The organism is Arthrobacter sp. NPDC080073 (genome assembly GCF_040686575.1).
Lineage (GTDB): Bacteria > Actinomycetota > Actinomycetes > Actinomycetales > Micrococcaceae > Arthrobacter.
The window spans coordinates 77,680-92,339 of the sequence record NZ_JBFBKR010000003.1 but is presented as its reverse complement, the minus strand read 5'-3'; the positions used below and the strand labels follow the sequence as shown (position 1 = coordinate 92,339).

The following is a 14,660-nucleotide window of genomic DNA, read 5'->3' as shown; positions in this document are numbered from 1 at the left end:
AGCTATGACGGCACCACCAACACCGCCACCTTCACCCCCACCGCGGCCCTGGCCAACAGCACCACCTACACCGCCACCATCAGCGGAGCCACCAACTCCACCGGCCAAACCATGACCGCCCCCTACACCTGGACCTTCACCACGATCGCGGCACCGGCCTGCCCCTGCACCGTGTTCAGTGCCGCCTCCAACCCCGCCACCGTCACCGTCAACGACCCCAGCGGCGTGGAACTGGGCATGAAATTCCGCTCCGACGTCGCCGGCAACATCACCGGGGTCCGGTTCTACAAGGGCACCCAGAACACCGGAACCCACACCGGCTACCTCTGGTCCGGCACCGGATCGCTCCTGGCCTCGGTCACCTTCACCGGTGAAACCGCCAGCGGCTGGCAACAAGCGAGCTTCGCCAACCCCGTCGCCATCGCCGCGAACACCACCTACCTCGTCTCCTACTACGCCCCCAACGGCTTCTACTCCGCCAACAGCGGCTACTTCAGCAGCGCCGCGGACAACGCACCCCTGCACGGCCTCGCCAGCGGAACCGACGGCCCCAACGGCGTCTACCGCTACGGCAACGCCGCCTTCCCCACCAACAGCTACAACAACACCAACTACTGGGTCGACGCCGTCTTCACCACCACCGCCGCCCCTGCCCCCGCGGTTACCTCCACGTCCCCGGCGAACAACGCCAGCGCCGTGCCCACCACCACCGCACCGACCGCGACCTTCAACCAGGCCGTCACCGCGTCCTCCATCACCTACACCCTCAAAGACGCCGCCAACACCGCCGTGCCCGGCACCACCAGCTATGACGGCACCACCAACACCGCCACCTTCACCCCCACCGCGGCCCTGGCCAACAGCACCACCTACACCGCCACCATCAGCGGAGCCACCAACCCCGCCGGCCAAACCATGACCGCCCCCTACACCTGGACCTTCACCACCACCGGTGGCCCTGTCTGCCCCTGCAGCGTGTTCAGTGCCGCTTCCATCCCAACCACCGTCACCGTCAACGACCCCAGCGGCGTGGAACTGGGCATGAAGTTCCGCTCCGACGTCGCCGGCAACGTCACCGGCGTCCGCTTCTACAAGGGCAGCCAGAACACCGGAACCCACACCGGCTACCTCTGGTCCGGCACCGGATCACTCCTGGCCTCCGTCACCTTCACCGGTGAAACCGCCAGCGGCTGGCAGGATGCCACCTTCGCCAGCCCGGTCGCCATCGCCGCGAACACCACCTACCTCGTTTCCTACTACGCCCCCAACGGTTTCTACTCCGCGAACGGCGGCTACTTCTTCGGCAGTTCCGCGGACAACGCACCCCTGCACGGGCTTGCCAGCGGAACCGACGGCCCCAACGGCGTCTACCGCTACGGCGATGCCGCCTTCCCCACCGACAGCTACAACAACACCAACTACTGGGTGGACGTGGACTTCACAGCACCGTAGCCGGAACCCAGTTAGCCCTGAAGCCCGTAAGAAGGGATGACTCTGCGTGAAAACAGCTGAAGGCCTCAAAATGATGGCCGCCAAGCTCTTGATTCCGCCAGCCGCTGGAGCCCGGGCAGTGGCCGGCACCATGCCGGCGCTGCATGGCCGCACGGCCCACGTTGTTCCTGAACCTCGTGTTTCCCGGACCCGCATTCGTGAACACGCCGTTCCTGAACGCCACACGGGCAACACGGCAAGTGCCCCGTCGAGCCGGGTACTCCTGGGGGGTGCTGCGGTCGACCTTCTGGGCTTCTCAGAGGCCATCGGCCTCATTTCGGCGCGGGCGACCTCCAGGGAGTTGCCACCGCTCGCGATTGCCTCGGCCAACCTCGACCACATCAACCACTTCGGCATCGGGAGCAGATGGGCTTCAGTTCTCGCAAACGGCAGCTCAACGTTGGACGGATCCCCGGCTATCAATTGGCTCACGTTGCTCGATGGCGCCCCCCTGGTGTCCGAAGCGCATCGCCTGACAGGGCGCAGTTGGCCGCGTCTGGCCGGCAGCGACCTGATCGGGCCCCTCCTGGATGCTGCCACAGACCTCCAACTCCGGGTCGGCTTCCTGGGCGGGGCAGAGTCCGCGCACGAATCACTGAAGTCGAGGTTCTCCCGCGAACGGCCGGGCCTCGTGGTGGCAGGCTACTGGTCCCCCGGCCGCGACGAGCTCACAGATCCTGCAGCCTCAACCTTCCTGGCAACAGCCATCGCCGCAGCCAAGGTGGACATCCTCGTCGTCGGACTCGGAAAACCGAGGCAAGAGCTGTGGATTGCTGAATACGGGGCGCTCACCGAAGCCCGTATCCTGCTGGCCTTCGGCGCCGTGGTGGACTTCCTGGCGGGCCGCATCCAGCGGGCCCCGGAATGGATGAGCTCCAACGGCCTCGAATGGGCCTGGCGCCTCGCGCTGGAACCACGACGCCTCGCCCGCCGCTACTTGGTCGATGGCCCTATGGCCTATGCGTCACTTCGGTCGAAAAGCTCCAGCCCGGAGGAAGTGCCCGGCGACGCACCAGGCGATCCGGCCGAGCGACCCGCGCCGACCACCCTCGCGCCGCCCCCGGTCGGCAACAGGGGCTTTGCCGTCGCCGGGCAAACCGCGGACGTCGCCGTCCTGGTGGTCACCTACAACAACGCCGACGACGTCGACCCGCTGATCGAAAGCCTGCGGTCCGAGGCCGCCGACCAGTGGCTCCGGGTGATCGTCGCAGACAACGGCTCTTCGGACGGTACGCTGGACGCGCTCTCCCGGTACGACGACGTCATATCGTTCCCCACCGGAGGCAACCTGGGCTACTCCGGTGGCATCAACGCCGCCCAACGGCTCTGCGGCGACGTCCGGTACCTGCTGGTGGCCAATCCGGATCTGGTCATTGAACGCGGCTCCGTTGCGGCCATGATCGCCCGGCAGCGCCACTCCGGGGCCGGGATTGTGGTTCCCGCGCTTTTGGACGAAGACGGCTCAATTTACCCGTCCCTGCGCAGGGAACCGACCCTTCCGCGCGCCTTGGCGGACGCCGCGCTGGGCCGTCGGCTACCAGGCCGGCCTGCCTGTCTCTCCGAAATCGACTATGACCGGGTCAGCTACCAGCATGCGCACCCGGTGGAATGGGCCACGGGCGCAGCGTTGCTGATCGACGCAGGCCTTGCGAGCGAACTCGGGCCCTGGGACGAGCGATTCTTCCTCTACCTGGAAGAAACCGACTACTTCCGGCGGGCCCGGGAGGCCGGGCGGGTCGCGTGGTTTGAACCCGCCGCCAAAATGCGGCATCGCAGGGGCGGCTCCGGCAGTTCGGCGGCGCTCACCGCCTTGATGGCTGTGAACCGGGCCCGCTACGCGGAGAAACACCACCCGCCTGCGACGGCCGCCGTTTTCCGCGGTGCGGCGGTGCTCTCTGAGGCACTACGCGCATACCAGCGCGAGCACCGTCCGGCGCTTCGGGCGCTCCTGGGCAAACGCCACTGGGAGCAACTGCCCCATGCCGTGCCCGCTCCACAAGCAAAGCACGACGACGGCGGTCACCTCAGGGGCTTTCCCGCCGGTTCGATCATCATCCCGGCGCATAACGAAGCAGCGGTCATTGCCCGCACCCTCAGCAAACTTGAGCCGCTCGCGGCCAGTGCCGCCGTCGAGATCTTCGTGGTGTGCAACGGCTGCACCGACAATACCGGCGAAATAGCCGGCCGGTTTCACGGTGTCCAGGTAGTTGAGGTCGACGAGCCATCGAAGACCCTTGCTATGGACACCGGCGATGCATTGGCCACGGCGTGGCCGCGGCTCTATCTCGACGCGGACGTGGAGATAGAGCCCGTGGCAATCGAGCAGCTTTTCAGGCGTCTCGGAGAAGGCGATCTCCTGGCGGCACGGCCGGCGGCGCAGTACGACCCGGGCGATGCCACCGGCCTGGTTCAGGCCTTCTATCGCGCACGGGGCCGCATGCCGTCAACCAGGAGCGGCCTATGGGGCGCGGGGGCCTTCGCCCTGACCCGCGAGGCCCGCGCCCGTTTTGGCACGTTTCCGCCGGTACAGGCCGATGATGTATTCGTTGACCGGCACTTTGCAGCCCACGAAAAGGAAATTGTCACCTGCCGGCCCGTCACGGTCCACACCCCGAAGGACGCCCGCGCCCTCGTCACGGTTCTGGGACGAAACTACCGGAGCAATGTGCATCTGCTCAAGTTCCAGCCGGCCGAGGGCGGTAGCGGCACAGGCCAAAGCCTCCGCGAACTCCTAGGTTCAATCCGCGGTCCCCTCACGGCGTTCGACGCCACCGTCTACGCGGGCTTTGCCGTCGCCGCCCGGCTTCGGAAGGGACCCGGAGCTGCGACTATATGGGAACGGGACGAGAGCAGCCGGCGCTAAGAGGCAGCCGGGCGCGCCGGTTATTGGCCGGAGATCCCGCAGGCGTTGCTGCCTTCCACCCGATAAATATGCACCGCGTTACTGTCGGCAAAGGTGTCGGCGAAAGAGCCGCCAACCATAGCCAGGGAGCGGTTTTCGCCGAGCACCGTTACGCTGGTTCCGCCGCCGCATTTGAGGTTCAGGGCGACTGATTGCGGTCCTGTCTGCGTGGACCCGGCAATGATGTAGAGGCTGCCGTTGTAGGCCTTTACTGCCGTATCGATGAGGCCACTGGCGGTTGCTACACCATCCACAAACGGCGCATTGAGCACCGGGGCCAACTCCGCAATCTGCTGGTTGACGGCTGTCACCGTCGGGCGGATAGCAGCGCCGCATGCATCCCGCAAAACGTGTTGAGAGATACAACTCCCACCAAAGCTATGGTTGAAATACGTGATCCCGCGTGCACCATGAATGATGCTGCTCCACACTGCGGCCCTGATTTCCGGTGCCGTGATGGTAGGAGCACCGGCTTCCGTGAATGGGTGTCCCAACTCAACAAAGGCCCAGACAGGCAGCTTCCCCTTTGGGCTGACGAAGGCACGAGTGCGTTCCACGGTCCAGCCGTAATTTGAGGCTTTGCGACACTCGGCGTCGGTCAAGGCACGGGGAGTCGCCAGCATTACTCCGCCTTCAGTCGGAGCACAGATATTGGGATCGGTAAACCAGTAATTGTCGGCGGAAACCACCTGCTGGTAGCTATTGACAAATTGCCCCGCTTCAGCCGTCGATTCCCAAAATGTCACGCCTTTCCCGTAATTCGCATAGATCATGGTGTTCGCCGGCGCCTTATTAACGAGGGTTCCCTGCACCGTATATCCGCACTTGCTTTCTGCGGGAGCACACACCGTCCCGGCACCGGGGTAATTTCCGGTCCAGGCGGCAGAACCGGGCCCGGCCCACATATCAGACTCGTCCGAGAGCAGGAACCCCGAGGCAAGCGGCGATGTCCAGGACGGGATCGCATAAGACCCGGCGTCCCTGATGTATTGGACATTCGAGTCGGCAGTCAACTCGACGTACAAATTAATTCCCGCGGCCCTGTCCAAGGGGACATCGGCAGGAGCGAGAACGCTTTCGAACCAAATGCCCACGGGAAAGTAGTTTGGCGAGGCCGGCAGGCCGTTAGGAAACTTTCCGTAGTACTGCTGGCCCCCATCAACAGCGCGGACGCTCACTCCGGCCGGCAGCGGCACAACGGCCGGCACTGTGGAGCTCGCCACCGAGGCCGAGAGGGCCAGGAAGGCAGCCAACAGGACGCTCGTTCGAGCGGACAGGGAAATGTTGTGCTTGGTCATGGCCATCGGCTCCCGTTGATTCATCGGAAAATTCACAGGCCCCTCTTGCAAGGAGCCCGAAACGGAGACCATCAGCTACGGAGTTCGTCCCAAAAATACCACCGATCCAGGTGCGGAAAACACCCTTTCCAGCCGATGGAAGTGCCCTCCCGCCGAAGTCGAGTGCTAAGCGGGCTGAGCACGAGCTTCCGGGTGGGAGGCGAGTATCGGACCGTCGCGAATGCGGGTACCAGCCACTCGTGCCTGGCCTTCTACCCCGCAAATAGGCTGAGGCGAGCATTCATGTATGCGTTCGATCCCGGCTCTCAGGATGAAGGGAAGCAACCACCATGACAAGCAGGAAACTGCGAGTTGCGCTGATCGGGGCAGGTTACTGGGGGCCGAATCTGGCCCGAAATTTCAGAATCAGCGGCGACTGGGATCTTGCGGCCATCTGCGATCTCGATGCCGACCGGGCCAGGACTGTCTCCGAGCAAGTAGGCGGCGTACCCGTGGTGACGGATCTGGACGAGCTGCTGGCGTGGCCCGACCTCGAAGCCGTCGCTATCGCGACACCCGCACGCACCCACCACCGGATTGCGCTCGCGGCAATGCTGGCCGGGAAGCATGTGCTGGTCGAGAAGCCACTTGCGGATAGCCGCGAAAAAGGTGTGGAGATGGTGGAGCTCGCCCGGCAAAAGGAACTGGTGCTGATGGCAGATCACACCTACTGCTATACGCCGGCTGTTCTGAAGATCCGGGAACTTATCGCTGACGAGGCGTTGGGCGACATTCTTTTCATCGATTCCGTCCGGATCAACCTTGGCCTGATACAGCCTGATGTCGACGTTTTCTGGGACCTCGCCCCGCACGACCTCTCGATCCTGGACTTCATCCTTCCCGGAGGACTGCAGCCCGCCCATGTTTCGGCGCACGGCGCAGACCCGCTCGGTGCCGGCCGGGCATGTGTGGGTCATTTGAGCTTTCCGCTGGCGGCCGGAGGATTGGCGCACGTCCACGTCAACTGGCTCAGCCCAACCAAGATCCGCCAGATGGTCATTGGCGGATCGAAGCGGACGCTGGTCTGGGATGACCTGAATCCACAGCAGCGGCTGAGCCTCTACGATCGAGGCGTCAATCTCCAGCATCAACCCTCCGACGGCGCCAACCGGACAGCCGCAACAATCTCGTACCGGCTGGGAGACACCTGGTCCCCCGCCTTGCCCGAACATGAACCGCTCGGCCAAATGGTCAGCGAGTACGCGGCCAGCATCCGTGAAGAGAGGCTCTCACGCACCGACGGATCGGCAGGCCTGCGCGTCCTGTCAGTGCTCGAGGCTGCGTCGCGAAGCGTGGCCGAGGATGGTCGCACCATCCTCGTTGACGGCGCCGAACTTCAGCTTGAGGAGACAGCGTGAGCAATTTGGCCGGAGCACAGGTTCTCGTCACGGGAGGTGCCGGGACCATAGGTTCCACTCTTGTGGATCAACTCCTCGACGCCGGCGTCGCCCGCATCGACGTACTGGACAATCTGGTGCGCGGGCGGCGGGACAACCTGAGCGATGCGCTGAGCAGCGGCCGCGTCGCTTTGGTGGAGGGCGATTTGCGTGACCGGGACCTCGTCCACGATGTGACCAGGGGTAAGGACCTCGTCTTCCACCAGGCCGCCATCCGGATCACCCAGTGCGCGGAAGAGCCCCGGCTCGCCTTGGAGGTCCTGGTCAACGGGACGTTCAACGTTTTCGAAGCCGCTGTTGCGCACAAGGTCGGCAAGGTGGTTGCCGCCTCCAGCGCCTCCGTCTATGGCCTGGCGGAAAGCTTCCCCACCAATGAACGGCATCATCACCACAACAACGACACCTTCTACGGTGCCGCCAAGTCCTTCAACGAAGGCATGTTGCGCAGCTTCCGCGCCATGGACGGATTGGACTACGTAGCATTGCGATACTTCAACGTCTACGGTCCGCGCATGGATGTCCACGGGCTCTACACCGAAGTCCTGGTGCGCTGGATGGAGCGAATTGCGGACGGCCAACCTCCGCTGATTTTCGGGGACGGACGCCAGACGATGGACTTTGTCTTCACCGGCGACATCGCGAGGGCCAACCTGCTCGCGGCCGCCAGCGACCTTACGGAGGGGGTCTACAACGTCGCCGGCGGAACGGAGACAAGCCTCTTGCAGCTCGCGCAGTCCCTGTTGCGCGCCATGGACTCCGACCTTGCCGTGGAGCATGGACCTGAACGGGCGGTCAACGGCGTGAGCCGCAGGCTGGCGGATATCGCCGCGGCCCGCTCAGACCTGGGCTTTGCGGCGGAAGTCTCCCTCGACGACGGGCTTCGGCAGCTGGTGCAGTGGTGGCAACCCCTTCGAGCGGAAATCGCCGCTACTCGAACCGCAGGGGTGTCCTCATGACCCGCATCAATGTCATGCAGCCGTGGTTCGGAGCAGAGGAAGTAGCCGCCGTCAGCGCAACGATCGAGTCCGGCTGGGTCGCGCAAGGTCCCCGGGTGTCCGAATTCGAATCGGCCTTCGCCCGCAGCCAACATGCTCCTTTCGCGGTCGCCACCTCGAATTGCACGACGGCGTTGCACCTGGCCTTGGTCGTCGCCGCCATCGGCCCGGGCGATGACGTCGTCGTTCCGTCGTTCTCCTTCATCGCCACCGCGAATGCCGCCACCTATGTAGGCGCGCGGCCGGTCTTTGCCGACGTGGACCTGGCCACCGGCAACCTCACCGCGGAAACGGTCCGCGCCGCGCTGACCGACCGTACCAGGGCTGTCATCGCCGTGGACCAGGGTGGAGTTCCAGTTGATCTGGATTCCATCCGCCTGCTGTGCGACCCGCTCGGAATTGTCGTGATTGAGGATGCCGCCTGCGGCGCAGGATCGAGCTACCGGGGCCTGCCGGTGGGAGCGGGGGCTGACGTGACCGCGTGGTCCTTCCACCCCCGGAAAATCCTCACCACCGGCGAAGGGGGCATGTTGACCACGCCGCACCCGGACTGGGCTGATCGTGCCCGCCGGCTGCGCGAGCACTCAATGAGTGTCTCCGCGAGCGCCCGGCACGCCTCCGTGCTGGCGCCCGCCGAAGAGTATTTGGAACCGGGCTTCAACTACCGCATGACAGACCTGCAGGCCGCCGTCGGCTTGGTCCAGCTGGAGAAGTTGGCGCAGGTAGTCCGCAGACGCCGGGAAATTGCCTCCGAGTACAGCAAGCAGTTCGCGGATGTCGAGGGGATGCGCGTGGTGCGGGACCCGGCCTGGGGTACCAGTAATTTCCAGTCCTTCTGGTTGGAGGTTCTCCCCGGATCCGCCGTCGACCGTGAAGGCCTGCTCGAACATCTGGCCGGGGATGAAATATCAGCCCGTCGGGGAATCATGGCGGCCCATCGCCAGCCGGCCTATCGGGGCCGGGACACAGGAGGGGCGCCGCTCCCCGTCACCGAACGCCTCACGGACAATACCCTGATCCTTCCGGTTTTCCATCAAATGACCGAGTCGGAACAGGCAAGGGTTGTGCACTCCGTGCGCGCCGCGGTCACCGGGGGACGGTGAACCGTGCAGGAGTTGATGCTGATCGCCGCAAGTGGACTGGCCCGGGAAGTACTGGCCGTCATCCGGGGCTCTGATCAGTACCGCGTAGTCGGCTTCCTCGACGATTCCTCCATCATCCAAGGCAGGCTCGTTGGCGGGGTTACCGTCCTGGGCACCATCGAGGACGCCGCCCTGTACAACTACACCCAGTTCCTGGTCTGTGTCGGCTCAGGAACCGCGCGGCAGCAGATAGTCCAGCGCCTGGCACTTCAGGGCATCACTCGAGAGCGCTTCGCAACGGTCCTGGACCCCGGAGTGCGGGTGCCGCCAGGATTCACAGTGGGCCACGGAAGTATCCTGCTGAGCAATGTCGTGCTCACCGCCGACGTCACCGTGGGGACGCACGTCGTCGCCATGCCGCAGGTAACGCTGACGCACGACAACGTCGTGGAGGACTTCGCAACCATTGCCGCGGGCGTGACCCTGGGAGGCGGTGTGCATATTGGACGTGCCGCCTATCTGGGCATGGCATCCTCTGTCCGCCAGGGCGTTCGCGTGGGCGACGAGGCAACCCTGGGAATGGGCGCAGTACTGCTGCAGGACCTTCCGCCCGGTGAGACCTGGGCAGGCGTACCCGCGGCTCCGATCCGCTTGCCCGTCAATGACAACCAACAAGAACAACCCGCATAGAGCCACAGACGGAAGGTACAGCTGATGGATGCATCCCTGGCGGCGAACATACCCCTGGTAGACCTCGCGGCACAGCATGCCGATGTGGAGAGCGAGGTCCTCAGCGGCTTGGAGGGCGTGTTCGCGACCACCGCGTTCATAGGAGGGGCCGCCGTCGGGCAGTTTGAAGAAGCCTACGCAGCGTGGCTAGGCGTGGACCACTGCATAGGTGTCGCCAATGGCACCGACGCGCTGGAACTTGCCCTGCGGGCAACAGGAGTGGGACCCGGCTGCGAAGTCGTCCTGCCGGTCAATACCTTCATCGCCACTGCGGAAGCCGTGGTCCGGATTGGCGCCACCCCCGTGTTCGTCGATGTGGATCCGGTCCACTTGCTCATCGATCCCGCGCAGGTGGCGGAAGCTGTTGGGGACCGGACGCAGGCGATAGTTCCGGTCCACCTCTTCGGCCAGACGGCACCCGTCGAGCAGCTGCGCGCCCTGGCAGGGTCCTGTGGAGCAGTGATCATCGAGGACGCGGCACAAGCCCAGGGCGCAACCCGGCACGGAAGTCCGGCGGGATCCCTGGGGGCGGCCGCGGGAACCAGCTTCTACCCGGGGAAGAACCTTGGCGCCGCAGGGGACGCCGGCGCGGTGACGACTGACGACCCTGAAATAGCCCGCCGCGTCCGGATGCTTGCCGCGCACGGCAGTGCGACGAAGTACGTCCACGACGTTGTCGGCTTCAATTCACGGCTGGACACGATCCAGGCGGTGATCCTCAATGCCAAGCTTCGGCGCCTGTCGGCTTGGAATGACTCCCGCCGGGAGGCCGCAGCAAGATATAACGAGATGCTCGAAGATGTTCCCGGAGCCTCCGCGCCCATCAGTGCTGAGGGCAATGACGACGCATGGCACCTGTACGTCATCCGGGTGCCAGACCGTGATCGCGTCCTTGCCCGCCTGAACGGCGCGGGAATCGGAGCGGGAATCCACTACCCGACGCCCCTGCATCTGAGCGGGGCCTTCGCCCACCTGGGTCTCGGCCCAGGTTCCTTCCCGGTGGCGGAGCGCGCAGCGGGCGAAATTCTCTCCCTGCCCCTGCACCCGCACATTACAATCGCGCAGCAGAAGTTCGTGGTTGAGACTCTTCGGGACGCCCTGTAGCGTCCGGGAGGCCCGCTGCCCTCCCGGTTCGCCGGATCCCGTCATCGCGACGGTTCGCCCACCGACTCAGCCTCAAGAACTTCCCGGGTCTCTCGGCTGTGTGCCCCCGGGTCCCGACGGCGGCCCCGGACCGTGGGGATCGCGTCGAGTTCGGGACTGAGCCACCCACCCGCCGTGGATCCTCCGTCCGACGACAATGAATCGTGCTCCGGCCTGCCTCCGGCGTCCGACGCGGCGGCGGCATGCAATGCGGCCTTCTTCCGGCGTGCCAATCCGAGCCCGCGGGCTATGGAGACGGCCCCGAACATCAGGACCGCACCGCCCACGAGGACGGCAATAAGGGAGCGCAGGCGGCTTGAAAACTGCTCGGTGGCCTTGTCCGCGGATGCGACGACCAGCGACGAAAAGAGATAGGTATCGTCCGCGCCGTCGATCTTCTGGATAGTGCGAAGATCCTCCGTAAGCAGTTCCCCCAGCCGCCGCGTCGTAGCGATCGCGCGGTCCGGCGTCGAACTGACCCCTGTGATGTCAACGAGGAATGAGTACTGTCCGCCGACCGCATCACGGGTGACATCATATTGTTTGCTAAGCCCTTCCGCGGTGAGCTGGTCAGCTGTCGAACTGTCCTTGAGGCGGGTGATCAGCACCTGTACAACCAGGGTGGGATCCGATGAACGCAAATACGGATTGCTTGAATTGAGATCCTTGAGCGCCGGATTCTTTGTTTTGTCGGCCTCGGTCGGAATATTCGGGTTGATCAGGGCATACGTCGTCGTGGATTCGTAGGAACGGGGCGCGAACTGGAAAACGTAGACTGACGCAATGAGCGTAATGAAAAGTACCGGCAAAGTAACAGACTTGTAGTGCCAAAGTGTCTTGAGTACTGCTAAGGGATCCATCGTCTTCCTTCCGGGGTGGAATGTACCGAAACTGGTGTCTTCCGAAACGGTGGACCATTCCCATTGCGGGGTCCAAACAATTCGATCTCGCGTTTGACCATTAGCCAGACGGCGCCGGCCAACCCGACGAAAAGGGGGTAGGTCAGCGCGAAGACCGGGAACGACAAGGAATCGAACGTCAGCGAGCACACCGCTGCCACCAGCCCGCCGGCCGCCACTGCACCCGCGAGGCATTTCAGTGCCTGGGAGCGGGCGCGGCGGGCGACGCTCACCGTAATGGCTCCTGGCAAAACAAAGTAGGCGGTGATGGCGACCAGGCCCACGAGTCCCAGGGTGACCGCAGAATTCAGGTATTGGTTGTCCAGAATGTGCAAAGCGTTATCCGGAATGTAGTTGCCGGGGCCAAGACCAAGTATCGGGTTCCGGCCAACCATTTCGATCACACGCGGATAGTTGTTGGTGCGCGTGGAAATTGACGGGTCGCTTTCGGCTGTGCTGAACGAACCTGCGATCGTAGCGATAAGGCCCGGCACCGCGAGGAAGAGACCGGCCGCGGCAATCGGAACGACGAGGAATGCCCAGCGCCGGGCCAGTTGCGGCAGGAACGGAATGAAGACAATCATCCCGACCAACAGTCCAATAATGCCCGCCCTCGAGACCGTTGCGGCGATGGCAAACACCAGGAGGCCCGTCCCGGTCCAATGCAGCCATTTTCTGCCCACCGGATCAAAGAGGCCCCGCCAGATTGAGAGCGGAAGCAGCATGGAGGACACCACGGCCAACTCGATGGAGTGAAAGGTGCTGCCTGACACACGGACCAGCGTGCCACGGACTTGAAATGTCGTGCCCGATCCGTTGTCGGTAAACCCAGGCATCGCCAGTTGGAACCAATCCATCGGATTGATGTGGAAAATGAACTGGACCGCAGCCACCATGCAGCAAAAGAAGGCCCCCGCCAGTACCGCCCGGATCAGTAACAGGACGTCCCCGATGGTCCGGACAACCTCCGCCGTGACAAGGATGATTCCGGCGCTGGCAACAAGCAAAATCACCCATCGATCCGAGGCCGCCCGCGCCGCTATTGAGCTGCCGCCGGTCAAGCCCAAGTAGAGCGCAACGTAGGAAGCGCACGTGCCCAACAACAGCAGGGCCAGCCCGATCCTGCCTGGATGCCGGAATTTGAAAGGGTCGTGCAGGCCAAAGAGCACCGAGCAAAACCAGAATGCAAAGAGGATCAGCGCGAGCATCAAGGGCATCGTTCCCGCGGCCCCTACCGGCGCCAGCACCATGCTTGAGGGAAAGAAGAAGATGCTGAACGCGACGACCCGTAGGAAAAGCGGAGTACGGCCAGGCGTGGACGTCCGAGGGTCGAAATCGAGCATCGTGACCATGGGAGGCTCGGGGAACACCAGAGGGCTCCGGGATGGCCGCTTGGCCCTCCTCCGGCTCCTCGTCCCGGACATTTCCTGGCTGGCGGTCACGAGGCGCGATCCCCGGTAAGAACCTCGGCACACGTTGTCTCAATGATGGAAGCGACCTGCTTCTTGGTTTCTTCCCAGTCCCGACGTTCCCTTGCGGCCACTCGGGCAGCCCTCGCCTCGACGTCGGTGGCCTCCACCGCCGCTGCCAGGGCGTCCGCCATCCCGCACGGGGTGGGGCGTCCCCAAACGGCATCATCGGTGGACAAGACTGCCCGGGAATACGCGGACTCGTTGAGCACCGGGATATTGCCCGCGGACATCAGTTCTTCCGGAACCAACGAAATGTTGGTAAAGGATATGGCCAGACCTGCGAGGGTGCGGTTGTAGAGCTCGTTCAGCTGTGTTGGAGTCAGGTTTCCGTGGTCCGTGACAGGGATGGACCAGCCCGATACCTTGTCCCCGTAAACGTGGATCTCTTGTTCCGGGTGGGCCTGGTGGAACCGCTCCAACGCCAGCTTCGCGAGCAAATAGCCTCTGCGGTCCACGTTTTTCTTAGCGTAGAAAACCACGCCGCTGCGCGATGCGCCGTCGCGTTCGGGAAGAATCCGGTAGATGTCATTGTCGCAGCCGAACGGAACAATCGCGTCCGGGGAAATCCCGACCTCGTTTTCCATCACCCCGGCGATCATCTTCCCCAGGGCGATGTTCCTGAAACCGAATCGGTAGGTGTCCTCGGCGAGCGCATAGAACGTGCCGCGCGGGTAGAAAAAGGGCTCATAGTCCTGAATGAAGTAAAAGCGGTGGGCCCTACTGACCACGCGGGATGCAACGACGTGCGCGGTCGCCCATGAGCTCGCAACAACGGCGTCCGCGTCTTCCATGCCCTGGGTGGCGCTTCGAACCTCTGCCCGCATCCCGGGCCAGTTGCGGCGGATGACTTCTTCGTGTCGCGCCACATCGTCCGCATACCGGTCGTAGAGGAACAAGGTACAGCGGTGGCCCCGTTCCTCCAGGCCTTGGACCATCCGAAAGAGCGTCGTGTGTCCGCCGGATCCGGCGGCCGGTGGCGTGCATACCCAGCCGATGTGGAGTTGGTCCTTCAGGATCTGCCGCGGTGCCGGTAAGCGCAGATTGCCGGAGTCCGCGATGTCTTCCTCGCGTAAGGGAAAATCGAACTCTGCCCAGGAGAGCCGTTCACCCAAAGCTTGAAAGAGCCGTCGACTTCCTCGCCGGCCGAAACTGGACCAACCTTCATTCCTGAGGTGCGAGATCAACCGGGTTGCGTCAATGCGGGAGGGCACGG

General features: G+C 64.0%; 11 protein-coding genes. 7 read left to right on the top strand and 4 right to left on the bottom strand.

Features of this window, described 5'->3' with window-relative positions; all coding sequences use genetic code 11:
- On the top strand, nt 1-1,452 hold a 1,452-nt coding region (locus tag AB0O52_RS04630), incomplete at its 5' end, for a DUF4082 domain-containing protein (protein ID WP_364534066.1).
- 46 nt (nt 1,453-1,498) lie between these two features.
- Nucleotides 1,499-4,354, top strand: coding sequence for a WecB/TagA/CpsF family glycosyltransferase (locus tag AB0O52_RS04625; RefSeq protein ID WP_364534063.1), 2,856 nt, complete (start codon nt 1,499-1,501; stop codon nt 4,352-4,354).
- Nucleotides 4,355-4,374: 20 nt separating this feature from the next.
- On the opposite strand, the gene AB0O52_RS04620 is transcribed toward AB0O52_RS04625, so the two are convergent.
- Nucleotides 4,375-5,697, bottom strand: coding sequence for a hypothetical protein (locus AB0O52_RS04620; RefSeq protein ID WP_364534060.1), 1,323 nt, complete (start codon nt 5,695-5,697; stop codon nt 4,375-4,377).
- Nucleotides 5,698-6,020: 323 nt separating this feature from the next.
- Between AB0O52_RS04620 and AB0O52_RS04615 the strand changes: the two genes are divergently transcribed.
- Genes AB0O52_RS04615 through AB0O52_RS04595 form a run of 5 tightly spaced genes read left to right on the top strand, consistent with a single transcriptional unit; the run spans nt 6,021 to nt 11,037 of the window.
- Nucleotides 6,021-7,088, top strand: a complete 1,068-nt coding sequence (locus tag AB0O52_RS04615) for a Gfo/Idh/MocA family oxidoreductase (protein WP_364534057.1) — start codon at nt 6,021-6,023, stop codon at nt 7,086-7,088.
- Nucleotides 7,085-8,083: an NAD-dependent epimerase/dehydratase family protein gene (locus AB0O52_RS04610; RefSeq protein WP_364534054.1), complete on the top strand. Its 999-nt coding sequence runs from the start codon at nt 7,085-7,087 to the stop codon at nt 8,081-8,083. The genes AB0O52_RS04615 and AB0O52_RS04610 overlap by 4 nt, the downstream gene beginning before the upstream one ends.
- Nucleotides 8,080-9,225, top strand: coding sequence for a DegT/DnrJ/EryC1/StrS family aminotransferase (locus AB0O52_RS04605; protein ID WP_364534051.1), 1,146 nt, complete (start codon nt 8,080-8,082; stop codon nt 9,223-9,225). The genes AB0O52_RS04610 and AB0O52_RS04605 overlap by 4 nt, the downstream gene beginning before the upstream one ends.
- A gap of 3 nt (nt 9,226-9,228) precedes the next feature.
- Nucleotides 9,229-9,894 carry an acetyltransferase gene (locus tag AB0O52_RS04600; RefSeq protein ID WP_364534048.1) on the top strand — a complete coding sequence of 222 codons (666 nt, stop codon included), beginning with the start codon at nt 9,229-9,231 and terminating at the stop codon, nt 9,892-9,894.
- A 24-nt stretch (nt 9,895-9,918) separates the two neighbouring features.
- Nucleotides 9,919-11,037 carry a DegT/DnrJ/EryC1/StrS family aminotransferase gene (locus AB0O52_RS04595; protein WP_364534045.1) on the top strand — a complete coding sequence of 373 codons (1,119 nt, stop codon included), beginning with the start codon at nt 9,919-9,921 and terminating at the stop codon, nt 11,035-11,037.
- 41 nt (nt 11,038-11,078) lie between these two features.
- Here AB0O52_RS04595 and AB0O52_RS04590 read toward each other — a convergent pair whose 3' ends face one another.
- The 3 genes from AB0O52_RS04590 to AB0O52_RS04580 form a co-directional block, all read right to left on the bottom strand.
- A complete protein-coding gene (locus AB0O52_RS04590; RefSeq protein ID WP_364534042.1) occupies nt 11,079-11,936 on the bottom strand; it encodes a chain-length determining protein in 858 nt (285 codons plus the stop codon).
- Nucleotides 11,924-13,345 (bottom strand): O-antigen ligase family protein, encoded by a 1,422-nt coding sequence (locus AB0O52_RS04585; protein WP_364534039.1) that lies wholly within the window; start codon nt 13,343-13,345, stop codon nt 11,924-11,926. Before AB0O52_RS04585 ends, AB0O52_RS04590 begins: the two co-directional genes overlap by 13 nt.
- 68 nt (nt 13,346-13,413) lie before the next feature.
- Nucleotides 13,414-14,658 carry a glycosyltransferase family 1 protein gene (locus tag AB0O52_RS04580; protein WP_364534036.1) on the bottom strand — a complete coding sequence of 415 codons (1,245 nt, stop codon included), beginning with the start codon at nt 14,656-14,658 and terminating at the stop codon, nt 13,414-13,416.
- Nucleotides 14,659-14,660: the final 2 nt, after the last annotated feature.